Source organism: Cutibacterium sp. LaCa_89 (assembly GCF_058177555.1).
On sequence record NZ_CP190889.1, the window covers coordinates 2,417,698 to 2,441,267 of the forward strand.

The 23,570-nt window shown below is 63.9% G+C and carries 22 protein-coding genes and 1 tRNA gene; 21 read left to right on the plus strand and 2 right to left on the minus strand.

What is annotated here, in order from left to right; genetic code table 11:
• Positions 1-4: 4 nt before the first annotated feature.
• Positions 5-1,279, minus strand: a complete 1,275-nt coding sequence (locus ACP8LP_RS11120; RefSeq protein WP_016666370.1) for an aspartate kinase — start codon at positions 1,277-1,279, stop codon at positions 5-7.
• Between the two features lie 296 nt (positions 1,280-1,575).
• Between ACP8LP_RS11120 and ACP8LP_RS11125 the strand changes: the two genes are divergently transcribed.
• From ACP8LP_RS11125 to ACP8LP_RS11175, 11 genes are all read left to right on the plus strand, one after another.
• Positions 1,576-4,080 carry a transglycosylase domain-containing protein gene (locus ACP8LP_RS11125; protein WP_484483170.1) on the plus strand — a complete coding sequence of 835 codons (2,505 nt, stop codon included), beginning with the start codon at positions 1,576-1,578 and terminating at the stop codon, positions 4,078-4,080.
• A 1-nt stretch (position 4,081) separates the two neighbouring features.
• Complete coding sequence (locus ACP8LP_RS11130) at positions 4,082-4,984, plus strand: metallophosphoesterase (RefSeq protein ID WP_334353260.1); 903 nt, start codon at positions 4,082-4,084, stop codon at positions 4,982-4,984.
• An 80-nt stretch (positions 4,985-5,064) separates the two neighbouring features.
• Positions 5,065-5,141: transfer RNA gene (locus ACP8LP_RS11135), tRNA-Pro, on the plus strand.
• Positions 5,142-5,463: 322 nt separating this feature from the next.
• Entirely contained in the window at positions 5,464-6,003 is a 540-nt protein-coding gene (locus ACP8LP_RS11140) for a type 1 glutamine amidotransferase domain-containing protein (RefSeq protein ID WP_016666373.1), read from the plus strand.
• Positions 6,004-6,310: 307 nt separating this feature from the next.
• Positions 6,311-7,978: a peptide ABC transporter substrate-binding protein gene (locus tag ACP8LP_RS11145; protein WP_334353241.1), complete on the plus strand. Its 1,668-nt coding sequence runs from the start codon at positions 6,311-6,313 to the stop codon at positions 7,976-7,978.
• A gap of 71 nt (positions 7,979-8,049) precedes the next feature.
• The gene (locus tag ACP8LP_RS11150) at positions 8,050-8,973 is read left to right on the plus strand and encodes an ABC transporter permease (protein ID WP_334353242.1); all 924 of its coding nucleotides are present in this window, start codon (positions 8,050-8,052) and stop codon (positions 8,971-8,973) included.
• Positions 8,966-9,949 (plus strand): ABC transporter permease, encoded by a 984-nt coding sequence (locus ACP8LP_RS11155; protein WP_375792546.1) that lies wholly within the window; start codon positions 8,966-8,968, stop codon positions 9,947-9,949. The genes ACP8LP_RS11150 and ACP8LP_RS11155 overlap by 8 nt, the downstream gene beginning before the upstream one ends.
• Positions 9,950-9,994: 45 nt before the next feature.
• Positions 9,995-10,996: an ABC transporter ATP-binding protein gene (locus ACP8LP_RS11160; RefSeq protein ID WP_202726506.1), complete on the plus strand. Its 1,002-nt coding sequence runs from the start codon at positions 9,995-9,997 to the stop codon at positions 10,994-10,996.
• 1 nt (position 10,997) lies between these two features.
• Positions 10,998-12,065, plus strand: a complete 1,068-nt coding sequence (locus ACP8LP_RS11165; RefSeq protein WP_484483376.1) for an ABC transporter ATP-binding protein — start codon at positions 10,998-11,000, stop codon at positions 12,063-12,065.
• Between the two features lie 815 nt (positions 12,066-12,880).
• Positions 12,881-14,107 carry an IS110 family RNA-guided transposase gene (locus ACP8LP_RS11170; RefSeq protein WP_484483171.1) on the plus strand — a complete coding sequence of 409 codons (1,227 nt, stop codon included), beginning with the start codon at positions 12,881-12,883 and terminating at the stop codon, positions 14,105-14,107.
• A gap of 145 nt (positions 14,108-14,252) precedes the next feature.
• The gene (locus ACP8LP_RS11175; RefSeq protein WP_016666378.1) at positions 14,253-15,017 is read left to right on the plus strand and encodes a YaaA family protein; all 765 of its coding nucleotides are present in this window, start codon (positions 14,253-14,255) and stop codon (positions 15,015-15,017) included.
• A 266-nt stretch (positions 15,018-15,283) separates the two neighbouring features.
• Here ACP8LP_RS11175 and ACP8LP_RS11180 read toward each other — a convergent pair whose 3' ends face one another.
• Positions 15,284-15,529, minus strand: coding sequence for a type B 50S ribosomal protein L31 (locus tag ACP8LP_RS11180; RefSeq protein ID WP_004809653.1), 246 nt, complete (start codon positions 15,527-15,529; stop codon positions 15,284-15,286).
• A gap of 109 nt (positions 15,530-15,638) precedes the next feature.
• Between ACP8LP_RS11180 and rpmB the strand changes: the two genes are divergently transcribed.
• The 10 genes from rpmB to hutI all read left to right on the plus strand — a co-directional run bounded on the left by rpmB (position 15,639) and on the right by hutI (position 23,533).
• Positions 15,639-15,875 carry a 50S ribosomal protein L28 gene (rpmB, locus tag ACP8LP_RS11185; protein ID WP_016666379.1) on the plus strand — a complete coding sequence of 79 codons (237 nt, stop codon included), beginning with the start codon at positions 15,639-15,641 and terminating at the stop codon, positions 15,873-15,875.
• Positions 15,875-16,045, plus strand: a complete 171-nt coding sequence (gene rpmG / locus ACP8LP_RS11190; protein WP_002528180.1) for a 50S ribosomal protein L33 — start codon at positions 15,875-15,877, stop codon at positions 16,043-16,045. The genes rpmB and rpmG overlap by 1 nt, the downstream gene beginning before the upstream one ends.
• Positions 16,045-16,350 (plus strand): 30S ribosomal protein S14, encoded by a 306-nt coding sequence (gene rpsN, locus ACP8LP_RS11195; protein WP_063279625.1) that lies wholly within the window; start codon positions 16,045-16,047, stop codon positions 16,348-16,350. The genes rpmG and rpsN overlap by 1 nt, the downstream gene beginning before the upstream one ends.
• A 4-nt stretch (positions 16,351-16,354) precedes the next feature.
• Positions 16,355-16,525, plus strand: coding sequence for a 50S ribosomal protein L32 (gene rpmF, locus ACP8LP_RS11200; protein ID WP_004809656.1), 171 nt, complete (start codon positions 16,355-16,357; stop codon positions 16,523-16,525).
• Between the two features lie 82 nt (positions 16,526-16,607).
• Complete coding sequence (locus ACP8LP_RS11205; protein WP_063279626.1) at positions 16,608-16,973, plus strand: FKBP-type peptidyl-prolyl cis-trans isomerase; 366 nt, start codon at positions 16,608-16,610, stop codon at positions 16,971-16,973.
• 27 nt (positions 16,974-17,000) lie between these two features.
• Positions 17,001-17,615 carry a nucleoside/nucleotide kinase family protein gene (locus ACP8LP_RS11210; RefSeq protein ID WP_202711816.1) on the plus strand — a complete coding sequence of 205 codons (615 nt, stop codon included), beginning with the start codon at positions 17,001-17,003 and terminating at the stop codon, positions 17,613-17,615.
• A 185-nt stretch (positions 17,616-17,800) separates the two neighbouring features.
• A complete protein-coding gene (gene hutU, locus ACP8LP_RS11215; RefSeq protein ID WP_484483377.1) occupies positions 17,801-19,807 on the plus strand; it encodes a urocanate hydratase in 2,007 nt (668 codons plus the stop codon).
• Positions 19,807-21,009: an allantoate amidohydrolase gene (locus ACP8LP_RS11220; RefSeq protein WP_368276104.1), complete on the plus strand. Its 1,203-nt coding sequence runs from the start codon at positions 19,807-19,809 to the stop codon at positions 21,007-21,009. The genes hutU and ACP8LP_RS11220 overlap by 1 nt, the downstream gene beginning before the upstream one ends.
• Entirely contained in the window at positions 21,006-22,346 is a 1,341-nt protein-coding gene (locus ACP8LP_RS11225) for a formimidoylglutamate deiminase (protein ID WP_484483172.1), read from the plus strand. The genes ACP8LP_RS11220 and ACP8LP_RS11225 overlap by 4 nt, the downstream gene beginning before the upstream one ends.
• Complete coding sequence (hutI, locus tag ACP8LP_RS11230; RefSeq protein ID WP_016666387.1) at positions 22,343-23,533, plus strand: imidazolonepropionase; 1,191 nt, start codon at positions 22,343-22,345, stop codon at positions 23,531-23,533. The genes ACP8LP_RS11225 and hutI overlap by 4 nt, the downstream gene beginning before the upstream one ends.
• Positions 23,534-23,570: the final 37 nt, after the last annotated feature.

Below are 23,570 nucleotides of genomic sequence, written 5' to 3' on the forward strand. Positions count from 1 at the left end.
CGCCTCAGCGGCCGGTCCCGGCATAGACGACGGCTTCACCCTCAGCGTCCAGTCCGAAAGCAGTGTGGGCGACACGAACGGCCTCGTCGACCTGATCGGCATCGACGACCACCGAGATCCGAATTTCGGAGGTCGAGATCATCTGCAGGTTGATACCGGAGTCGGCCAAGGCACGGAAGAAGGTCGAGGTGACGCCGGGGTGGGACCTCATACCCACGCCGACCACGGACACCTTGCCGATCTGATCGTTGTAAAGAATCTGCTCGTACCCGATCTCATCCTTGGCAGCCGTCAGCGCATGGACGGCGGTCGGGCCATCGCTCATCGGCAGGGTGAAGGATAGGTCGGTGCGACCGTTCATCACTCGCGAGGCGTTCTGGACGATCATGTCGATGTTGATGTCGGCGCGCGCGACGATGTCAAAGATCTGGGCAGCCCGCCCCACCGCGTCGGGGATCCCGGCGACGGTGATCTTGGCCTCCGAGCGGTCGTGGGCCACACCCGAGATGATGGCCTCTTCCATGTCAGATCCCTTCGTGATGTCGGCAAGGTCCTTGACCCAGGTGCCGGGTTTGTCGGAGAACGAGGAGCGCACGTGAACCGGCACGTCCTCACGGCGGGCGTACTCGACGCAACGCAGGTGAAGAATCTTCGCGCCACAGGCGGCCATCTCGAGCATCTCCTCGTAGGAGATCTCGGGGATGCGACGAGCCCCCGTGATGATGCGCGGGTCGGCGGTGAACACTCCGTCGACGTCGGAGTAGATCTCGCAGAAATCGGCACCCAGCGAGCTCGCGAGCGCGACCGCGGTGGTGTCGGAAGCTCCACGCCCGAGAGTGGTGACGTCCTTCGTCGTCTGCGAAACACCCTGGAATCCCGCGACGATGACGACGTCACCGGCTTCCAAGGACTTCTCGATGCGTCCAGGAGTGATGTCGATGATGCGGGCATTGCCATGGGCAGCAGTCGTGATAACACCAGCCTGGGAGCCGGTGTACGAGCGGGCCGGGATGCCCAGGTCGGACAGGGCCATGGCCAGCAACGCAGCGGACTGACGCTCACCGGTCGTCAGGAGCATGTCGAGCTCTCGCGGAGCCGGCTGGGGGGAAACCTCAAGGGCCAGATCCATGAGATCGTCAGTGGTGTCACCCATGGCGGAGATGACGACGACGACGTCATTACCAGCCTGTTTGGTTGCGGCAACCCGACGCGCCACGCGCTTGATCGATGCGGCGTCGGCCACCGAGGACCCACCGAATTTCTGGACGACTCGCGTCATCAACCCTCCTACCAGGCTCGGCAGACCAAAGTCTAACCGGCCTCAGATAGCGACCCCTCCGTGGTCAGGACGGGAGCGCCCCGGCCTGCTGCTGGACCACCGTGACGCGACCGGGACCGTCAGGCGCGACTGCCACGATAGTAGGAGCACAGGGGTAAACCAGCGAAGGACCGGCCTGTGGAGCGGCATCGAGGCGGCATCGCATCCCAAGCCCCCCTCCAATGCAGTCCGCAACGTCACAATTCACAGCCTCACCACATCGTCAACACCACCGCCACGGCCTGTGCCGCTCGGGTATGTCCGGACCCTCACGTATCCTTGGGACCATGCGCTCAGACAGGCACGGCAAGCTCTATCCCTTGGCCATGTTCGGAATCGTCAGCATCCTGGCCGGATTGCTGGTAGCCGGATTCGTCGTGCCCGTCGCTGCTCTGACCGGTGGCACCGCGACGATGGTGGCTGACAGCATGGACGACCTGCCTGCGGAATTGATGAGTACCCCGCAGGCCCAGAAGTCCCACATCCTCATGGCAGATGGGTCGGTACTGGCCACCTTCTACGACGAGAACCGCGAGTACGTCCCGTTGTCGAAGATCTCCAAGGAGATGCAGACCGCCCAGGTGGCCATTGAGGACAACCGCTTCTTCTCCCATGGCGCGATCGATCTCAAGGGCACCGCGCGAGCCCTGGTGGGCAATGTCGCCGGATCAGCTCGTCAGGGCGGTTCGACCCTGACCCAGCAGTACGTCAAGCAGATCCGCATCGAGGCCGCCGTCGCAGCTGGCAACGGGGCGGGCGCGCAAGCTGCCCAGGAGCCGACGATCACCCGAAAGGTACAGGAACTGCGCTACGCGGTGGCGATGGAGAAGAAGCTCTCCAAGAAGCAAATCCTGGAGCGGTACCTCAACATCGCCTATTACGGTGACGGCGCATACGGCGTCGAGTCCGCGGCCCGTCACTACTTCGGGACGACGGCCGCCAACCTCGACCTCGCACAGTCGGCGATGCTCGCCGGCCTGGTGCAGAACCCAGTCGCCTATGACCCGGTGAACCATCCTGAGGCCGCCATGAACCGCCGGAACATCGTGCTTGGCCGCATGGCTCAACTCAACCTCATCACCACTGACCAGGCCCGTAAGGCGGAGGCGGTCATCTTCGACAAGTCGAAGGTCGTCTACCCGAAGAACGGCTGCATCTCCTCAAAGTATCCGTTCATCTGCGACTACGCCTACCGGAGCCTGCTGCAGATGCCGAGCCTGGGCAAGAACCCCTCCGAGCGAGCCAAGATGGTCAAGCGTGGCGGACTGACGATCCAGACGAATATCGACCCGAAGGTCCAAGACGCTGCCCAGAAGGCTGTTTCCGACGTCGTCGGCCCGAAGGATCCAGTTCTCGCCGGAACCGCGATCATCCAGCCTGGCACCGGCTTGCTCCTGGCGATGGCCCAGTCGCGTCCTGTCATGGGCGCGAAATCCGGCCAAACCTATTACAACTACATGGCTCCCGCCTCGATGGGTGGTGCCACCGGGTTCCAGGCAGGCTCAACGTTCAAGGCCTTCACGGCGGCAGCGGCCCTGGCCTCCGGTGTGCCGATCAACAAGCACTACGTCGCCTCCTCCCCGATGGATTTCACCGGTGAGAGGTTCACCAACTGCAAGGGTGCCTTCAAATCAGGACCCTTCCGCGTCAAGAACGCTGACGGCCATTCCTGGGACATCGGTATGCGCGAGGCCGCCCAGTGGTCGGTCAACACCTACTTCGTCCAGTTGGAACAGGACGTCGGCCTGTGTGACGTCACCAAGATGACCCAGAACGCAGGAGTCAAGCTCTCCAGCGGCAAGGACATCGTGACCGCCTTCCAGAACGTCCCCTCGTTCACCCTGGGTACCGCCTATGTCTCGCCGCTGTCGATGGCCACGGCCTACGCAACCTTCGCGTCTCGAGGTGTCCGGTGCGATCCGATCATCCTCAAATCGATCAAGAACCGTAACGGCTCTGCCATCAAGGTGCCGACCGGCAACTGCAAGCGGGTCATGCCGCAGAAGGTCGCCGACGGCGTCAACTCGGTGCTGAAGGAGGTCATGAACGGCACTGGTATCCCCGCAACCATCCCCGGCGGATATCCGCAGGCTGGCAAGACCGGTACCACCGACGCCCACGAGGCCGCGTGGTTCGACGGCTACACCCCGCAGGCCGCTGGCGTGGCGATGATCGCTGCTGACGGCGGAAACGCCTACTTCCGCGGGGACAGGTCGCGTTCCATCAGAGGAATCCGAACCTCCACCGGGGTGTACCTCAATGGTTCCGGTGGTAGCGACGCCGGCAAGATCTATCGCGCCGCTATGGCAGGCGCACTCAAGGACAAGCCCAGGACAGATTTCGTGTCGCCCACCGACGAGACCCGCTTCGGCAAACTCATCAAGATTCCGAAGACTGACGGCATGACCTACTCGCAGGCGAGGGCCGTCATTCGCAAGGCCGGATTCCGGACAAAGGTGTGGCACGTCTGGGACGACTCCGAGCCCGGCACCTATCTCGGCACCGACCCGGAAGGGTCGGCTCGCTCCGGAGCAGCAGTCGTGCTCAAGATCTCGAAGGGTCCCGAACCCGAGCCCGAGCCGACCTATGCTCCGTTGCCACCGCAACAACATCAGCCGAACGACCCGGGCGACGACCAGCCTGGGAATCAGCAGAACGCGCCGAGCGCTCAGAATCAGCCCGAAAGCAACACCGGTGGCAACGCTGGCCGAGGACATGGTGGCGGCCAGCAAAACCCACCTGGCACGACGAGGCCTCGCTGACATGAAGGCGTTCATGAAGGCGGCCGCCGGGTTGGTTGGAGTCGGCGTCGCCGGCCTGGCCTATGGGGTCGTGGAGGCCCATCGGTTCGTGGTGCGCCGTGTCGAGGTGCCGGTGCTGGAGCCCGGCAGTTCACCGCTTCGGGTGCTGCACATCTCGGACTTCCACATGCTGGCTCGCCAGAAGGCCAAGCGAGAGTTCATCCGTGGGTTGGTCGACCTCGAGCCGGACCTCGTCATCGACACCGGGGACAACTTTTGCTCGGCTGACTCCCTGCAGCCCCTCCTTGACGACATGGCAGGACTCTTGAAGCGTCCGGGAGTCTTCGTTTTCGGGTCGAACGACTACCTGGTGCCGGCTTTCAAGAACCCGTTCTCCTATCTGACGTTGGGACGTTCGCACGCCCCGAAGGCACCCGCACCGGAGTTGCCTCACGATGAGTTGAGGACGGCGCTCATCTCGGCTGGGTGGCTGGACCTCAACGACAAGTCGGGAACGTTGGAGGTGGCTGGTCATCGGCTGGCCTTCCGCGGTACTGACGACGCCCACCACGACCATGACCATTACGAGAAGGTCGCTGGACCTGCAGACGGCGATGCAGACCTCAACATCGGCGTCACCCATGCGCCCTACCTCAAGATCCTCGACGCCATGGTCGGGGACGGGATGGACATCATCTTCGCAGGCCACACCCATGGCGGACAGGTGTGTCTTCCTGTCAAGGGCGCCATCATCACCAACTGTGATCTCGACACGGACCGTGTCCAGGGATTGTCACAGCACAGCAGCGGTGGACGCACCGGATGGCTACATGTCTCAGCCGGAGTGGGGTCCTCTCCTTTCGCCCCGTACCGGACATTCTGCCGACCGGAAGTGACGCTCCTGACGCTCGTCCCACGGGCATGACGAGGGTCGGCTTGGTGCTTTCGGTCAAGCTGCGTTAGAGTATTCGTCGGTCCTCTCGTTGAGGAGGACGACCGTGGTCGCGGGGTGTGGCGCAGCTTGGTAGCGCGCTTCGTTCGGGACGAAGAGGTCGCAGGTTCAAATCCTGTCACCCCGACCATCCGGTTCTCTTTTCTGACAGTGATCGTCAGGACGTATCGCCTCCCATATGCTGATCGCGGGATGCTCGTCGCCGTGACTTGATGGGATCATCCGCGAACCGTATTTCACACGAGACCATCTGTGAACGCGCACGTCACCTCATGGCCCTGGGTATCGCACAACGCCCCAGGCCCCACCGCCTATGGGCCGGTCACGAGTGTGGTTGACTCCCCCACCACACGCGCCGCACACCAAGAGCACACGTCTGTTGTCGAGCCCCCGGAATACTACGCCCTCCCAGACTGTTGTCCTCAGTGAACGCGACTGAAGGAGGACGCACAATGACTGCACGCGCACTTATCGCCGTCACCGACTTCGGCGTCGAAGAGGCCGAGATCGTCGAGCCCATCAACGCCCTCAAGAAGGCTGGCATCGAGGTGACCGTCGCCTCCAACAGCGGTGACGCCATCCAGACCGTCACCGGCGACAAGGATTGGGCGTCCAAGGTTGACGCCGACTCCAAGCTGGCTGACGTCAAGGCGGCCGACTACGACCTGCTCGTCATCCCTGGTGGCACCGTCAATGCGGACACCCTGCGTGTCGACGAGGACGGACGTCGTCTGGTCAAGGAGTTCTCGTCGGCCGGCAAGCCGGTCGGAGCGATCTGCCACGGCCCGTGGGTGCTCATTGACGCCGACGTGACCAAGGGCAAGAAGATGACTTCGTACATCTCGATCCGTCCGGATCTTCAGAACGCCGGGGCCAACTGGGTGGACGAGGAGCTCGTCCGCTGCCCGGGCAACGACTGGGTGCTCATCACCTCGCGTAACCCCAATGACCTCCCGGTCTTCACCAAGGCGCTGGTCGACGAGGTCGCCTGATCCTCACACCAGCTTCGTAGTAAGGGCCCTCACCCTCGGGTGGGGGCCCTTACTACGTCTCCCACGTCCATTCTGGCGGCACGGCGAGGGAGGAGACCGCGTCAGACAGCGGTCCATAGGCCCCACTCTCGCCGCATCGAGAGACTCGCGTCCACTTATGAGGACGACTCTGCCAATGTTTCAATTTGGTCACGATGTCGTCTCACCGTCATGAGACGAGCGCTGAATGGGTCTCACGGGTGGCATGGTGTCCCGAACAACCTGGGATCGTCGGGAAACCGCCGACGAGACGTGAGAAGGAGGCACCATGCGTCGAATGAGCCCACTCATTGCGCTGTCCCTCGCAGGCTTGATGGCATTGTCAGCTTGTGGCGAGGACGTTGCGGCCAAGGATGACTCGGCCGCTGGTTCGTCGGCGACGGGAGGCAGCAACAACAGCGCCCCCGCCAAGGATGGGGGTTCGATCACCGTTCGCGGCTGCACCCCGCAGAATCCGCTCATACCGTCCAACACCAACGAGACCTGCGGCGGAAACATCCTCGACGCCGTCACCGCTCGTCTCATCCACTACAACTCCGACACCGCCAAGCCGGAGATGGACATCGCCGAGTCCATCGAGACCAAGGACAACCAGAACTTCACCGTCAAGATCAAGCCTGGATACAAGTTCTCCGACGGCACCGAGGTCAAGGCCAAGAACTTCGTCGACGGCTGGAACTGGGCTGCCTACGGCCCGAACGCCCAGCAGTCCGGCTACTTCTTCGAGCCGATCGAGGGCTACGCCGACGAGCAGTGTGACGATGAAGCCTGCAAGACCAAGCCGAAGTCCACGACGATGAGCGGCCTCAAGGTCGTCGACGACCACACCTTCACCATCAAGACCACCGGGAAGGTCTCGAACCTCGAGGTGCGTCTGGGCTACACCGCCTTCGCCCCGCTGCCGGATGCCTTCCTCAAAGATCCGACCGCCAAGAAGTGGGAGAAGATGCCGATCAGCGCCGGACCGTACAAGGTCACTGAGAACACGGCCACGGCCATCACCGTCTCGAAGAACGACCACTACGCCGGCAAGTACAAGGGCCACGTCGACAAGGTCACCTTCAAGATCTACAACGACGCCAGCCCGGCCTACAACGACACCGTCGCCAACAACCTCGACATCAACGACCTCATCCCGACCGACCAGCTCACCAACGACCAGTGGAAGAACGACCTGGCCAACCGTTGGGGCATCCGTCAGTCCGGTGTCACCCAGACCCTGACCTACTCCAGCAAGGACAAGCAGCTGGCCGACAACAAGGACCTCGTCAAGGCCCTTGCCATGGACATCGACCGCGAGACGGTCACCAAGCAGATTTTCGCCAGCTCCCGCACCCCCGCCGACGGCTGGGTCTCCCCCGTGGTCGATGGGTACAAGAAGGACCAGTGCGGCGAGATGTGCAAGTACGACAAAGACAAGGCTCTCGAACTCTACAAGAAGTCCGGCGGGTACAAGGGCGTGCTGACCATTGCGGTCAACGGTGACGGCGACCACAAGGCCTGGTCGCAAGCCATCTGCAACGGATGGAAGAACGACCTCGGTCTGAAGTGCCAGCTCAAGGTCACCCCGGATTTCAAGACCCTGCGCGACATGGTCAACAAGCGGTCCGTCGACGGCTTCTTCCGTACCGGATGGCAGATGGACTACCCGTCCATCGAGAACTTCCTGACGCCGATGTACGCCACCGGCGCCTCCAGCAACGACAACGACTACTCGAACAAGGCCTTCGACGCCAAGCTCAAGGAAGCCGCTGCCGCTACGGACTCCCAGCAGGCCAACAAGCTCTACCAGGAGGCCGAGAAGATGCTGGCGGACACCCCGCCGACCGTCCCGCTGTGGACGACCTCGATCCCGTTCGCGTGGTCGGACAAAGTCGCCAACGTCAAGCTCACTCCGTTCGGCTCGATTGACCTTCAGTCGGTCAGCGTGAAGTGATCCATCCCTGATGACGCATCCGTCGGTCCGCTGAAGTTGCCCAGCGGACCGACGGTGTCGTGAGGAACACCATGTTCAGATATATCGTCAGACGCACACTTCAGATGATCCCGGTGCTCATCGGGACGACGTTCATCATCTTCTGTCTGGTCTTCGCCTTGCCGGGCGACCCGACGGCCGGTCGATGTGGTGAACGTCCTTGTCCGCCCGCCTATGTCGCGGCCTTCCGAGCCGAGTACAACCTCGACAAGCCACTCCTCGTCCAGTACGGCCTGTACTTGTCGAAGCTGTTGCACGGCGATCTCGGCGTTGACTACTACGGCAACACCGTCGTCTCCGAGCTCGGTGCTCGCTACCCCGTGACGATCAAGCTGGCTCTCATCGCCGTGCTCATCGAGATCATCGTCGGCATCCTGGCCGGTGTATGGGCCGGTGTGCGACGCGGCAAGTTCGTCGACTACTTCGTCCTCGTGTCCTCCCTGATCGTCATCTCCATCCCGATCTTCGTCATCGGTTCGCTGGCCCAGCTCATCTTCGGCCTGCGACTCGGGTGGTTCCCGGTGACGGCCGGCGACGGATCGTGGGGTGAGCTCATCTTGCCGGGCCTGGTGCTGGGAGCGTTGTCGGTGGCCTATGTGGCGCGTCTGACGAGGTCGAACCTGCTGGAGAATCAGCGAGCCGACTACGTGCGCACCGCCAAGGCCAAGGGCATGTCGCCGGGCCGCATCGTCAACGTGCACACCTTGCGCAACTCACTCATCCCCGTCATCACGTTCATCGGATACGACTTCGGCGCCCTCATGGGTGGTGCGATCGTCACCGAGCGGATCTTCAACATCAATGGAATCGGCAACTATGTGTATCGATCGATCAACCAGCGCGACGGCGTCTCGGTGGTCGGGTCGGTGACCTGCCTGGTGTTGGTGTATTTGTTAGCAAACCTCCTCGTCGACCTGCTGTACGGGGTGCTCGACCCGAGGATCAGCCATGACTGAACCACGCACGAACCTTCCCGATTCCCCGCTGGGGGCCGGCGGCCCAGAGGCCCTGGCCGAGCCGATTGCCGCCCCCCGCGAGAACGACGTCCTCGGCAACTCCAAGCCACGCTCGGTGTGGAATGACGCCTGGGACTCCCTCAAGAGCAATCCGCTGTTCTGGATCTCGGTGACCCTCATCGTCATCTTCTTGTTGATGGCGGCCGTGCCGGCAATCTTCACCTCGAAGAATCCCACCGACTGCAACTTGTCAGCCGCTCGTCACATCCCCTCCGGTGTGCACTGGTTCGGCACTGACATCCAGGGGTGTGACGTCTACGCCCGGACCGTCTACGGAGCCAGATCGTCGATCCTCGTCGGCGTGCTCGCCACCTTGGGGACGACCCTCCTTGGCGCCTTCATCGGCTTGATCGCCGGGTTCCGGGGCGGCTGGCTCGACACTCTGCTGAGCCGGACTGGTGACGTCTTCTACGCCATCCCACTGTTGCTCGGCGGCATCATCATTCTGTACACCTTCCCCAATGAGCCGGGCACTCCGTATCTCGTCATGGTGCTCAAAGTGGTGGGAGCCATCGTGATCCTGGGTTGGCCGTCGTTGGCTCGACTCATGAGGTCGTCGGTCTTGCAGGTTCTGCCCCACGATTACATCCAGGCCGCTCGGGCGTTGGGTGCCTCGTCGTGGCGGATCATCCGTCAGCACATCCTGCCCAATGCCATTGCCCCGGTCATCGTGGTGGCCACCATCAACCTGGGCGCCTACATCGCCATCGAGGCGACGCTGAGCTATCTGGGCATCGGTCTGCAGGAACCGGCCATCTCGTGGGGTGTGTCGATTTCCGACGCCTCGGGTCTGGGCTACGTCCGATCGGCACCCTTCATGCTGCTGTTCCCGTCGCTGTTCCTGTCTCTGGCGGTGCTGGCATTCATCTTCCTCGGCGAGGCGGCACAGGACGCCTTCGACCCCAAACAGCACTGAGGTTTCGACATGGCACGAAAGACACTCACCGTCGACCGTCTTCACCTGGAGCCGGTCGACGGGCTGCTTCTCAACGTCGACGACTTACACGTGGAGTTCCGCACCCGAGACGGTGTCGCCAAGGCCATCAACGGCACGAGCTTCACCCTGTCCGAACGGGAAACCCTCGCGATTCTCGGCGAGTCCGGGTCGGGTAAGTCCGTGACGGCCCAGGCGATCATGGGAATCCTCGACTCCCCTCCGGCCAAGATCACCGGCGGAAAGATCGAGTACTGCGGGGTTGACCTGCTGACGATGCCCGAAAAGAAGCGTCGTCAGATCCGCGGCGAGCACATCTCGATGATCTTCCAGGACGCCTTGTCGTCACTGAATCCGGTTTTCCCGGTCGGGTGGCAGATCGCCGAGATGTTCCGTATTCACCGCGGTATGAACCGCTCCGACTCGATGTCCGAGGCCATCCGCCTCATGGAGAGGGTGCACATTCCGGCGGCCAAGGAGCGCGCCGGCAACTACCCGCACCAATTCTCCGGCGGTATGCGTCAGCGCATCATGATCGCGATGGCCATCGCGCTCAACCCGTGGGTGCTCATCGCCGATGAACCGACGACTGCCCTCGACGTCACCGTCCAGGCACAGATCATGACCCTGCTCAAGGAGCTCCAGGACGAGTCCGGCATGGGTCTGATCCTCATCACTCACGACCTCGGCGTCGTGGCGGACGTGGCTGACGACATCGCGGTGATGTACTGCGGCCGGTTCGTCGAGCATGCTGACGTCCACCGTCTCTATGACAACCCGGCTCACCCGTACACCGTGGGTTTGCTGGACTCGATTCCGCGTCTGGACCAGAGGGGCAGCGAGTTGTATGCCATCGGCGGCCTGCCGCCATCCCTGACGAGTCTGCCGTCGGGGTGTTCCTTCCACCCACGTTGCCGCTGGGCCACCGACGAATGCCGCGCTGGCGGTGCACCGAAGTTCGTCGAGGTCGAGCCCGGACGTTGGGCTGCCTGCCACCACACCGAGGAGGTGCTCCACCGTGACCGCTGAGATGACGACCTCGACCAGCGCAACCGCTGCGACGAGGCCAGAACCCATCCTGTCAGTTCGCGACCTCACCAAGCATTACCCGCTGAAGTCCGGGGTGGTGCGTCACACCGTCGGCCATGTCAAGGCCGTCGACGGTGTGAGCTTCGATCTCTACCCCGGCGAGACCCTCGGTGTCGTCGGGGAGTCCGGCTGCGGAAAGTCCACCCTGGGACGGCTGTTGGTGGCCCTCGAGCCACCGACCTCCGGGACGATCACCTTCGAGGGGCGTGACGCCACCCACCTCAGGGGATCGGAGATGCGCAAGCTGCGCCGTGACATCCAGATCGTCTTCCAAGATCCGTACACCTCGTTGGATCCGCGTATGACGGTCGGAGACATCGTCAGCGAGCCCTTCCGCATCCACCCTGACGCCGTTCCGCGCGGCAAGAGGACCGAGAGGGTCAAGGAACTGCTGGACGTCGTCGGCCTCAACCCCGAGCACATCAACCGCTATCCGCACGAGTTCTCCGGGGGCCAGCGTCAACGCATCGGTATTGCCCGCGGCATCGCGCTGCAGCCCAAGGTACTGGTGTGTGACGAGCCAGTGTCGGCTCTGGACGTCTCGGTGCAGGCCCAGGTCGTCAACCTGTTGCAGAAGCTGCAGAGGGAGTTGGGAATGGCCTATATCTTCATCGCCCACGACCTATCGGTGGTGCGTCACATCTCCGACCGGGTGGCCGTGATGTACCTCGGGCGGATCATGGAGATGGGTGACGAGGAGCAGATCTACGAGCGCTCCACCCATCCGTATACCCAGGCCTTGCTGTCGGCAGTTCCGGTACCCGACCCGTCCTTGCGCGGGCAGCGGCATCAGATCCTGTTGCACGGAGATGTGCCCTCCCCCGCCAATCCGCCGACCGGCTGCCGCTTCCACACGCGGTGCTGGCGGGCTCAGCCGCTGTGTTCGGAGAAAGAGACCTCCTTGAACATGCACGCCGATGGACAAGAGGAGCATGCCTGCCGATGCCATTTCGCGGAGATCTTCGAGAAGGCCTCGGACGACGTCAAACCCGGTGACCTGACCGCCTAGTTGTCCGTTGACTGGGTCAGCCACCCGGGCTACGACACGCAGTTGCCAAGAACTGCCTGGACGTGGCGATGTCCTCGTCGCCATGGGCTTTTCCTGGCGGCCGGAGGACGCCTGCCGCAGAGACGGGGACGGGTAGCGCGCCGCTATCTGCCAGCTGCGCCTGTTCGGTACAGCTGCGCCGGTTTTATGCAGTTGCGCCACCTCTGCCCAGCTGCGCCCGCACATGCCGCCTGCGCCTCAGCCCGCCGTGGCATCCATGCCGCCAGCCTTCTGCGAGTTGCCCTCCGTCCCCCGCGCCACCCCTACGTCGTCTACCTGCGCCATAAGTGTGCAGTTGCGCCGCGCATACACGGCGCAACTGCACAAAACAGGCGCAACTGGCCTTCAGAGGCCGGGGGAACGACGATGACGGCGCCATTTTCTGGCGCAACTGCACGTACATGGCGCAGCTGGACGGCGGCTTTGGGGCGCAGGTGCTCAGGGATGGCGCAGCTGGGCAGAGGTGGCGCAACTAGCAGCGCCGGCTCACCCCACGACGCCCCGCGACACCCCGAGACGCCTCGGAACGCCGAGAATCCCCCGTTACCTTGCTGGTGACCCCGTAAGGAGGGGTCACGGTCGCCGGGCCCGGCATGACTTGCTGCCCCTGTCTCATGAATGATCCGGGGGGTGTTGTCACCGGGCTTGGTGGCGCCAGCCGACCGCTGATAGGGACACGGCCTGCTTCAAAGGTCTCTTCGTAACGTGGGTGCCGGCAGCTGACGCATCACCACCCGGGCGACCGTTCATCTCGGGATGGAAGGATGGCGGTTGTCATGAATCAGGACAGCGGCTTCGACATCTGGTGCGGGCTGGACGTTGGCAAGACCGGCCACCACGCCTGCGCATTGGATGCTGCTGGCCGGAAGGTCTTCGACAAGCCCCTGCCCCAGGACCAGAAGCGCCTCGAGGAACTCTTCGACAAGCTCCAGACCCATGGCCGGGTCCTGGTGATCGTTGACCAGCCGAACACAATCGGAGCACTACCCATCGCGGTCGCCCGGTCCATGGGAATCCAGGTCGCCTACCTGCCCGGGCTGGCCATGCGCCGCGCAGCAGACCTCTACCCGGGCAACGCCAAGACCGACGCCCGCGACGCGTTCGTCATCGCCGACACCGCGAGGACCATGCCCCACACCCTGCGCCGGGCCGACGCCGGCGAGGAAACCCTCGCGGAGCTGAAGGTGTTGGTCGGGTTCGACGAGGACCTCGCCGCCGAAGCGACCCGGCTGTCGAACCGCATCCGAGGATTGCTCACCCAGATCCACCCGGCCCTGGAACGCGTTGTCGGACCCCGGTTGACCACCAAGCAAGGCCTCGCGGTGATCGAGCAGCTCGGCGGGCCCCAGGCCATGGCCGCTGCGTCGAAGTCCAAGCTGCTGCGGGTCATCAGCAAGGCCTACCCGCGCGGCGCCCAAGAGTTCGCCGATGCCATCACCACCGCCCTGGCCGAGCAGACCGTCATCGTTGCCGGAACCGCCGCAGCCGAGCAGGTCCTGCCCCAACTCGCTGCATCGCTGCGCCAGACGCTGGACCAGCGACACGCACTCGCGGCGCAGATCGAACAGGTTGTTGATGCTCACCCTCTTGCCGAGGTCCTGACCTCGATGCCAGGCGTCGGGGTCAGGACCGCAGCACGGATCCTGCTCGACGTCGGCGACGCCTCCCAATTCCCCACCGCCGGACACCTCGCCGCCTACGCCGGACTCGCCCCAGTCACCCGACGATCCGGAACCAGCATCCGCGGCGAGTTTCCCGCCCGCTCTGGCAACAAACACCTCAAACGAGCCCTGTTCCTGTCCGCCTTCGCCGCACTGCGCTCAGACCCCACCTCCAAGGCCTACTACGACCGCAAACGAGCCCAGGGCAAGAAGCACAACGCCGCCCTCATCTGCTTGTCACGCCGACGCTGTGATGTCCTGTTCGCCATGCTCAAGAACCGGGAGCCCTACCGGGCCCCCACCCCAACGCGAGAGCCATCACCCCTGCCCCTCGCCGCTTGACGGGGAACATAGGGACACCCCCCCAAAAAAATCCACCGAGATCTGCCACGCCCTGGCCCCCGAAACCCAACGGCACCGCCGACGCCAATTCCTTGACAGAGTTCGTCGACGCCTCCGGATATCGCCGCCCGGCTAGGCTGTCCGGGTGCTGACCCTCATCTCCCCCGCCAAGTCGCTGGACCTCGAGAGCCCCACCCCAAGGAACCAGCCCACCGAGCCTCGCCTGCTCGACGAGACCGCCAAGCTCGCCGAGATCATGTCCGGCAAATCGGTTGCTGACCTGCGCAAACTCATGGGGGTCTCCGAAGAAATCGCCACCCTCAACGTCGAGCGCTACCGCGACTTCCAGCCGGGCACCCCCGAGACCGCGCGTCCCGCCGGCGTCACCTTCGACGGGGCCGTCTACCGAGGCATGGACCCGCAGTCCTTCGACACCCGCGACTGGACCGAGGCCCAGAAGTCACTACGCATCCTGTCCGGTCTCTATGGCGTCCTCCGTCCCCTCGACCGCATCCAGCCCTACCGCCTCGAGATGGGCACCGCCCTGCGTACCCACCGCGGCAACACCTTGGTGAGTTGGTGGGGAGACCAGCTCCGTGATCTCGTCTCCGCCGACCTCCAGGAGTCCCCCGGCCCGAAGGTCATCGTCAATCTGGCCTCGGCCGAGTATTTCCAGGCCGTCGCGGGGATCGACGCGAAGATCATCTCCCCGCGCTTCGAGTCCCGGGACCGTCAAGGACGTTGGAAGGTTATCTCCTTCACCGCCAAGACGGCCCGCGGCCTCATGGCCGGATGGATGATCCGTAACCGTGTGCGCACGGTCAAGGCACTCACTGACTTCCATGAAGGCTGGGAGTACTGCGACGAGGTGTCCTCCTCAGACATCCCCGTCTTCCGCAAGTTCGACTGATCCTGGATCCTGGCAGCCTGATCCACCAACCTGCTGACAACGCGCGGCACCCGCCACCCCGAAGATCACCAGGGTGACGGGTGCCGCGTTCAGGGACCGGACGGATGCCAGGGATCAGTCGGCACATCGATCAGCAACGGCACACTCTTCACTGCCGATCGGGTCCAGGTCGACCTGCGTCATCAGCGAGTCAATGAATCACCCCCAGTTCCAACTCGTTGTTCGTCGTTCATTCCGGGATACGCATTGTGCGCGACCCCGCGGTCTCACTTCTTGCCGTAGCGGCGATTGAACTTCTCGACGCGCCCAGCGGTGTCGACGATCTTGGCCTTGCCTGTGTAGAAGGGATGACTGGCCGACGTGATGTCGACGTCGATGACCGGGTAGGTGTTCCCGTCCTCCCACTCAATCTCCTTGGAACTGGTGGCGGTGGACCTCGTCAAAAAGGTCATGTTCGCCGAGATGTCCCTGAAGACCACGGGGTGGTAGTCGGGGTGGATGCCTTGTTTCATCGGTTTCCTTCCGGCCTTGGCGCGTGCCTGTCCAAACGACGAGTTCACATCTCGTCAGGATCAGTATATGATAATGATTCTCACGTGCAAACCATCACAGGAGATACCCATGTCACGACGCTGCCAGGTCCGCGGCACCAAGCCAGGATTCGGTAACAACGTCTCGCACTCCCAACGCCACACGAAGCGCCGCTGGAATCCCAACATCCAGAAGAAGCGCTACTGGGTGCCGTCGTTGGGCAGAAAAGTCACCCTGACCCTGACCCCGAAGGCGATGAAAGAGATTGATCGCCGTGGCGTCGACGTCGTCATCGCCGAAATGCTCGCTCGAGGAGAGAAGATCTGATGGCCAAGAAGTCCACACAACTACGCCCCATCATCAAGCTGCGGTCGACAGCCGGAACCGGCTACACCTACGTCACCCGCAAGAACCGACGCAACACCCCGGACCGTCTCGTCCTCAAGAAGTTCGACCCCATCGTGCGTCGCCACGTCGAGTTCAAGGAGACCCGCTGATGGCCAAGAAATCCAAGATCGTCGCCCAGAAGAAGCGCGAGAAGTTGGTCGCCCAGTACGCGGAACGACGCGCCGAACTCAAGGCCATCATCAAGTCTCCGACCGCCTCATTGGACGAACGCATGGAAGCATCGCGTAAACTGTCTACCCTGCCGCGCGATTCATCCCCCGTGCGGCTGCGTAACCGTGACCAAGTCGACGGACGCCCCCGTGGCTATGTCGGCAAGGCCGGTGTGTCCCGTATCCGTTTCCGTGAGATGGCCCACCGCGGCGAACTCCCCGGAATCACGAAGTCAAGCTGGTGAGACCATGGCAGTACCGAAGCGTAAGAAGTCCCGTTCGACCACGCGTCATAGGCGAGCCCAGTGGAAGACCACGCCAACACAGTTGGTTGAGATCCGCGTTGAGGGCAAGGTCCTGCGGGTCCCCCGAAATCTGGTCAAGGCCTACCACTCTGGGCTGATTGACGCCGAGGACTGAATCCTCGCACCCTGAGCGGTCCAATGTGGCCGCTCAGGTCAGTTGATCACCCGAGAAGCCTTGATCCCGTAGGGTTGTCGTCATGAGCAAGCCCGAAGTGACCCTGCCCGATTCCGCCCCCGAAGACCTCGTCATTGAGGACATCACGGTCGGCGACGGCCCCGAGGCCTCCGCCGGAAACCTCGTCGAGGTGCATTACGTCGGAGTGGCCCTGAGCAATGGTCGCGAGTTCGATTCCTCGTGGAACCGCGGAGAACCGCTGACCTTCCAGCTGGGACTCGGCCAGGTGATCCCCGGATGGGATGAAGGCGTTCAGGGCATGAAGGTTGGTGGACGACGCAAGCTCGTCATCCCCCACCACCTCGCCTACGGTCCGCAGGGTATTCCCGGCGTGATCGCTGGCGGTGAGACGCTGGTCTTCGTCTGCGACCTCGTCAACATCATCTGAGGGCGTCATTCGACGGCGCCATCTGACGTGACCCCGGATCAAGCAATCGCGCGCGCCCGGGCCCTCGCAGGGTCCGGGCGTCGTTGCATGCTCGGACTCTGTGGCGAACCAGGAGCTGGCAAGACGACCCTGTCCCACCTTCTGAGCGAGGAATTGGGCGAGACATGCGCCGTCGTCCCCATGGACGGGTTCCACCTCGCTCAGGCCGAGATCGAACGGCTCGGCCGTGCCGACCACAAGGGAGCTCCCGACACCTTCGACGGGTGGGGATTCCTGTCCTTGGTGGGTCGCCTGGCCGCTGCCGACGAGCCGGTGGTCTATGCCCCGATGTACCAACACGGCTTCGGCGAACCCATCGCGGGCGCCATCCCGGTACCACGCGAGGTGCCGCTCGTCATCGTCGAGGGAAATTATCTCCTCCTCGACGAGGAGCCGTGGTCCCTGCTGGCACCGCTGTTCACCGAGACCTGGTACGTCGACGTCGATCCTCAACTACGGATGGAACGACTCGTCCGACGACACGTCGCCGCAGGAAAACCCCCGGAATATGCCCTGACGTGGGCCAATGGCCCCGACGAACGCAATGCTGCGCTCATCCGCACGACGAGGAACCGTGCCGATGATGTCGTCCTGATCAACTGACGACGCCTCACCCTGCGCACCACCCATGGTGATACTGTCGATACGTCTCACTGGCGAGACGACCCACGGCGATCAAACCGACGTGCGATTCGCCCCAGCCCTGGCAATCGCGCGTGGCCCCTCCCGGTGCCGTTTCGTCACGACGACACCACACCCACATGAATATGCGTCTGGGGGCACCACCGATGTACGACAACAACAGCACTGCCGCAGCCATGACGATCAAGCTCGACGCCGAGTTCCCACCCGACCCGGTCTTCCGGCCCGGCATACGACGAGCACCCTCACGTGGATTCCACCTCACCCCTGATCAGACCAAGATCGCGCTGCGCAATGCCCTGCGTTACCTTCCCCCGGAACTGCACGAGAAGGCCGCACCAGAGTTCCTCGAGGAACTTCGCACCTTCGGCCGCATCTACGCCTACCGCTGGCGTCCGGCTGGTCATCTCAAGGGCCGTCCGATCGACGAGTATGAGGGCCGCTGCACCGAGGGCAAGGCCTTCCAGGTGCAGATCGACAACAACCTCGACTTCGACGTCGCCCTCTACCCCTACGAGCTCGTCACCTATGGCGAAACCGGCAGCGTCTGCCAGAACTGGCTGCAGTACCGACTCATCAAGAAATACCTCGCCCAGCTCACCGAGGACACCACCTTGGTCGTCATGAGCGGCCACCCGCTGGGGCTGTTTCCCTCCCGCCCGGAGTCCCCCCGCGTCATCATCACCAATTCCCTCATGGTCGGACACTTCGACAACCAGAGGGACTGGGAGATCTGCGAGGAGATGGGAGTCGCCAACTACGGCCAGATGACTGCCGGCGGCTGGATGTACATCGGCCCGCAAGGCATCGTCCACGGCACCTTCAACACCATCCTCAACGCCGGGCGCATCCGTCTCGGGATCCCCGCTGACGGTGACCTCTCAGGAGTGCTCTTCGTGTCGTCGGGACTGGGCGGAATGTCCGGGGCCCAACCCAAGGCTGCCGAGATCGCCCACGCCGTCGGAATCATCGCCGAGGTCGACATGTCGCGCATCCAGACCCGTCTCGACCAGGGCTGGGTGGGTCACGTCTCCGAGGATCTTGACGAGGTGTTCGCCCAGGCCAAAAAGCACATCGACGAGCGCACCCCGATCTCGATCGCCTACCACGGCAACATCGTCGATCTGCTGCAGTACGCCGTTGACAACGACATCGACATCCCGCTGCTGTCCGACCAGACCTCCTGCCATGCAGCCTATGACGGCGGCTACTGCCCGCAGGGCCTGACCTTCGAGGAGCGCACCGAGCTGCTGGCCCGTGACCGTGACGAGTACGCCCGCCGCGTCGACAAGACCCTGCGCAAGCATTTCGAACTCATCCGCACCCTCACCGAGCGTGGCACCTACTTCTTCGACTACGGCAATGCCTTCATGGCGACCGTCTTCGAGTCCGGGGTGACCGAGATCGCCAAGGACGGGGACTCCCGAAATGGGTTCATCTGGCCCTCCTACGTCGAGGACATCATGGGACCCGAGCTCTTCGACTACGGTTACGGCCCCTTCCGCTGGGTCTGTCTTTCGGGCAAGCACGAGGACCTCATCGCCACCGACCATGCCGCCATGGACTGCATCGACCCGAATCGCCGCGGCCAGGATCGCGACAACTACATCTGGATTCGGGACGCCGAGGCCAACGACCTCGTCGTCGGCACCCAGGCGCGCATCCTCTACCAGGACGCCAAGGGCCGTAGGGACATCGCGTTGCGGTTCAACGAGATGGTGCGCAACGGCGAGATCGGACCGGTCATGCTCGGGCGGGATCACCATGACGTCTCGGGCACCGACTCCCCCTTCCGCGAGACCGCGAACGTCAAGGACGGGTCCAACGTCATGGCGGACATGGCCACCCAGTGCTTCGCTGGCAATGCAGCTCGCGGCATGAGCCTGGTGACCTTGCACAACGGCGGAGGAACCGGCATCGGCAATGCCATCAACGGCGGGTTCGGGCTGGTCCTGGATGGTTCCGAGCGGGTCGACGCCGTCATCCGCAGCTCCTTGCTGTGGGACGTCATGTGCGGTGTGGCCCGACGCGGCTGGGCCCGCAACGACCACTCCATCGAGACGGCAACCGAGTTCAACCAGGAACACGACGACGCCCAGATCACCCTGCCCTACCTGGTCGATGACGCCCTCATCGACGGATTGGTGAAGTGATGACGACCTGGACAGCGGCAGCCCTGCTCGACGAGATCGCCGGGATCGGACGCAACGAGGACGGCTCCTACTCGCGGTTCTGCTTCCGCCCTGACGAGGTGGCCTTGCGGGAATGGTTCGTCACGAAGGCCACCGAGTTGGCTCTGACGATCGTCACGGACATGAATGCCAACATCTGGGCGTGGTGGGGAATGCCGGGCCCGGAGGCCGTCCTGACGGGGTCCCACCTGGACTCAGTCCCTGGCGGCGGTGCCCATGACGGGCCGCTCGGCGTCGTCTCCTCCCTCGTGGCCGTGGCGAAGATGAAAGAAGCCGGGGTCGAGCCGTCGAAACCCTTTGCCGTCGTCGCCATGGCTGATGAGGAGGGCGCACGATTCGGCATGCCCTGTCTGGGGTCACGCTTGGCCTCGGGCAAGCTCAGCAAGGACGACGCCCGCAAGCTCGTCGCCCGGGACGGACAGAGTCTGCCGGACGCCTGGCGGGAGGCCGGCCTGGACCCTGATCTCATCGAGCCTGACGATGTCCTGCTCGATGCCTCCTACTTCATCGAGTTGCACGTCGAGCAAGGGCGCGGGCTGGCCGACCTCGACCACCCGGTCGCGATTGCCACAGCGGTGCGGCCGCACGGCCGCTGGCGTGCCGAGTTCACCGGACAGGGGAACCATGCCGGGACCACCCTCATCCCCGATCGCCACGACCCCGTCATCCCAGTGGCCGAAACCATCCTGGCGTCCCGCGAGGCCGCTGAGCGGGAGGGCTGCGTCACGACGGTTGGGCGGATCAACGTCGAGCCAGGCGGGACGAATGTCATCGCCTCGGCCACGACGATGTGGCTGGATTGCCGAGCCGAGGACCCCGACACCGTCACCAAGGTCGTCGAGGAGATCCAGAAGACCTCAGCAGCGGCTGCTGACAAGCAGGGGTGCCAGGTCGTCTGGACCCGTGAGTCATGGACCGACCGCACCGCCTTCGACGAGGACCTGCGTCATCGGATGCTGCAGGTCCTCGGTGAGGAGACCCCGCAGCTGTCGACGGGAGCGGGTCACGACGCTGCCACCTTGGCCGCGACGCTGCCCACCGGGATGCTCTTCGTCCGCAATCCCACCGGAGCGTCCCACTGCCCGGCCGAATCAGCCAGCGACGAGGACTGCGAGGCGGGAGCGGAGGCTCTGCGGGCCGTGTTGGAGGAGCTGGTCAAGTGAGTGAGTGGTTCTTCCCGAAGGCCCTCGTCGAGGGACGGGTTGCGCACAATGTGCGCGTTTCGAGTGATGCTGGCGTCATCACCGAAGTCACGGTTGACGCCCAGCACGATCGCCACAGCTTCAGCGGCGTCGCTGTTCCCGGATTCGCCAACACGCACTCCCACGTCTTCCACCGCGGACTGCGAGGAGCCGGGGAGGGTGAGGACTTCTGGTCCTGGCGGACCGAAATGTACCGGCTGGCCAACCGCCTCGACCCGGACTCCTACCACCGCCTGGCACGAGCGGCCTTCGCCGAGATGGTGGCTGCCGGGTACACCAGCGTGGGCGAGTTCCACTATGTCCACCACCGGCCCGACGGCACCCCCTACCCGCACCACGACATGGAGTTGGCCGTTGTCAACGCTGCCGTCGACGCGGGTATCCGGATAACCCTGCTCGACACCTGCTACCTGCACGCCGGACCGGGAGCTCCACTCGGCGAGGACCAGACGAGGTTTGGTGACGGCAGTGTCAAGGGATGGTTGGAGCGCTGGCACGCTCTCACTGATGCCCTGCCGGATTCCCCCTTGGTGACGCCGGGAGCGGCCCTGCACTCGGTGCGAGCCGTCAGTCCTGACGAGATGGCCACAGCTGTCTCGGGCTTGCCGGACCGCACCCCGATCCATGTCCATGTCTCCGAGCAGCCCCGTGAGAACGAGGAGTGTCTGGCCGCCCACGGACTGACGCCCACCGCCGTCCTGGAACGTGCTGGAGTGCTCTCCGATCGCACCACCGTCGTCCATGCCACGCACCTGAGCGACGACGACATCGCCATGATTGCTCGCACGGACACCATCGTCTCGCTGTGCCCGACCACCGAGGCCGATCTGGGGGATGGCATCGCGCGGGTCAAGGACCTGCTCGACGCCGAGGCGCGCCTGACGATCGGCACCGACGAGGACGTCGTCACCGACCCCTTCGCCGAGTTGCGCATGCTCGAGTCCACCACTCGGCTGGCCACCGGGACCCGAGGAGTCATCGGCTGCAACTCCCTGTGGAAGATCGGTTCCCGAAACGGGGTGGCGAGCCTGCGCCCGGCAGCGGGACCACGCCCGCACCAAGTTTCCACACCCGCTTCCGACCTCGCCGGGCTGAGCGTGGGTGATCCTGCTGACGTCGTCGTCGTCGATCCGTCGTCGGCTCGCTTGGCCGGGGTGGACCCGACACGCTGGCCGCTGGCGGCAACCGCCGAGGACGTCACCGCCACCATCATCGCGGGCGAGTGGATCCGACGCGACGACGCCACCGCCGAGGATCTGCGCCATGTACTGAACGAGCTGAGAGGTCGTGACTCGTGAGCGTCGTCATCAACAACATCGGTCTGCTGGTCACCAACGATCCATCCGTCGGCGGTGATGGCCTCGGACAGATCCGTGACGCAGCCGTCGTCATCGACGGAGATCGAATCGTCTGGGTGGGGCGCTGTGCCGAGGCTCCCGCAGCCGATTACCAGGCCGACATGACGGGAGCCTGCATCATCCCCGGCTTCGTCGATTCCCACAGCCATCCGGTCTTCGCAGGGGATCGTAGTGACGAGTTCGACGCACGGATGAACGGTCAGAAGTACGAGGCCGGCGGAATCCTGCGCACCGTTCGACGCACCCGGGAGGCGTCCGTCGGGCTGCTCGATGCCGTCATGACCGGGATCCTCGACGAAATGGCGCTCGGTGGAACGACGACTGTTGAGGCCAAGACGGGGTACGGGCTCGACATTGAGACGGAGGTCAAGCTGGCGCGAGTGGCCAGTTCTCACACCGACGAGGTGACCTTCCTGGGCGCCCACGTCGTCGGGCCCGAGTACGAGCCGGACGAGTACGTCCGTCTGGTGTGCGGGGAGATGCTGCAAGCCGTACGTCCCTATGTGCGCTGGATAGACGCCTTCTGCGAGACCGGCGCCTTCGACCCCGACCAAACCATGGAGATCCTGCGCGCAGGCAAGGATGCCGGGTTGGGGCTTCGTCTCCATGCCGCTCAGTTGGGGCCCTCCGAGGTCATTCCGCAGGCCTGCGAGCTGGGTCTGGCTTCAGTAGACCACTGCACGTTTTTGAGCGATGAGGACATCGACGCCATGAAGGCCACCGACACTGTGGCTACTCTGCTTCCGGCCGCCGAGTTCAGCACCAAACAGCCCTACCCCGACGCCAGACGACTCCTCGACGCCGGGGTGACGGTGGCGCTGGCCACCGACTGCAATCCGGGCACCGCCTTCACCTCGTCCATGCCGTTCTGCCTTGCCATCGCGGTGCGGGAGATGGGCATGACGCCGGAGCAGGCCCTCTGGTCGGCGACGGCGGGAGGCGCAGCCGCCCTTCACCGTGACGACGTCGGCGTCATCAAGCCGGGAGCCCGTGCGGATCTGGTGGGTTTGGCGGCCCCGTCGTGGCTGCACCTCATGTACCGCCCAGGAGTCCCTCTCATCGACAAGGTTTGCCGGAGCGGACGACTGCTCACGTTGACCCAACCACGGCTGAGACTCGACGGTTGACCGGCACGACCACCGTCGCCCCTGACCCCATTCGTGC

What these genes read in the sequence shown, in the direction of transcription:
- ACP8LP_RS11205 (WP_063279626.1), top strand. Translation starts at nt 16,608, where the DNA reads ATGAGCAAGCCCGAAGTGACCCTGCCCGATTCCGCCCCCGAAGACCTC.
- ACP8LP_RS11150 (WP_334353242.1), top strand. Translation starts at nt 8,050, where the DNA reads ATGTTCAGATATATCGTCAGACGCACACTTCAGATGATCCCGGTGCTC.
- ACP8LP_RS11130 (WP_334353260.1), top strand. Translation starts at nt 4,082, where the DNA reads ATGAAGGCGTTCATGAAGGCGGCCGCCGGGTTGGTTGGAGTCGGCGTC.
- hutU (WP_484483377.1), top strand. Translation starts at nt 17,801, where the DNA reads ATGTACGACAACAACAGCACTGCCGCAGCCATGACGATCAAGCTCGAC.
- ACP8LP_RS11220 (WP_368276104.1), top strand. Translation starts at nt 19,807, where the DNA reads ATGACGACCTGGACAGCGGCAGCCCTGCTCGACGAGATCGCCGGGATC.
- ACP8LP_RS11170 (WP_484483171.1), top strand. Translation starts at nt 12,881, where the DNA reads ATGAATCAGGACAGCGGCTTCGACATCTGGTGCGGGCTGGACGTTGGC.
- ACP8LP_RS11155 (WP_375792546.1), top strand. Translation starts at nt 8,966, where the DNA reads ATGACTGAACCACGCACGAACCTTCCCGATTCCCCGCTGGGGGCCGGC.
- ACP8LP_RS11125 (WP_484483170.1), top strand. Translation starts at nt 1,576, where the DNA reads ATGTCCGGACCCTCACGTATCCTTGGGACCATGCGCTCAGACAGGCAC.
- ACP8LP_RS11180 (WP_004809653.1), bottom strand. Translation starts at nt 15,529, where the DNA reads ATGAAACAAGGCATCCACCCCGACTACCACCCCGTGGTCTTCAGGGAC.
- ACP8LP_RS11140 (WP_016666373.1), top strand. Translation starts at nt 5,464, where the DNA reads ATGACTGCACGCGCACTTATCGCCGTCACCGACTTCGGCGTCGAAGAG.
- rpmF (WP_004809656.1), top strand. Translation starts at nt 16,355, where the DNA reads ATGGCAGTACCGAAGCGTAAGAAGTCCCGTTCGACCACGCGTCATAGG.
- ACP8LP_RS11165 (WP_484483376.1), top strand. Translation starts at nt 10,998, where the DNA reads ATGACGACCTCGACCAGCGCAACCGCTGCGACGAGGCCAGAACCCATC.
- rpmG (WP_002528180.1), top strand. Translation starts at nt 15,875, where the DNA reads ATGGCCAAGAAGTCCACACAACTACGCCCCATCATCAAGCTGCGGTCG.
- rpmB (WP_016666379.1), top strand. Translation starts at nt 15,639, where the DNA reads ATGTCACGACGCTGCCAGGTCCGCGGCACCAAGCCAGGATTCGGTAAC.
- rpsN (WP_063279625.1), top strand. Translation starts at nt 16,045, where the DNA reads ATGGCCAAGAAATCCAAGATCGTCGCCCAGAAGAAGCGCGAGAAGTTG.
- ACP8LP_RS11120 (WP_016666370.1), bottom strand. Translation starts at nt 1,279, where the DNA reads ATGACGCGAGTCGTCCAGAAATTCGGTGGGTCCTCGGTGGCCGACGCC.
- ACP8LP_RS11145 (WP_334353241.1), top strand. Translation starts at nt 6,311, where the DNA reads ATGCGTCGAATGAGCCCACTCATTGCGCTGTCCCTCGCAGGCTTGATG.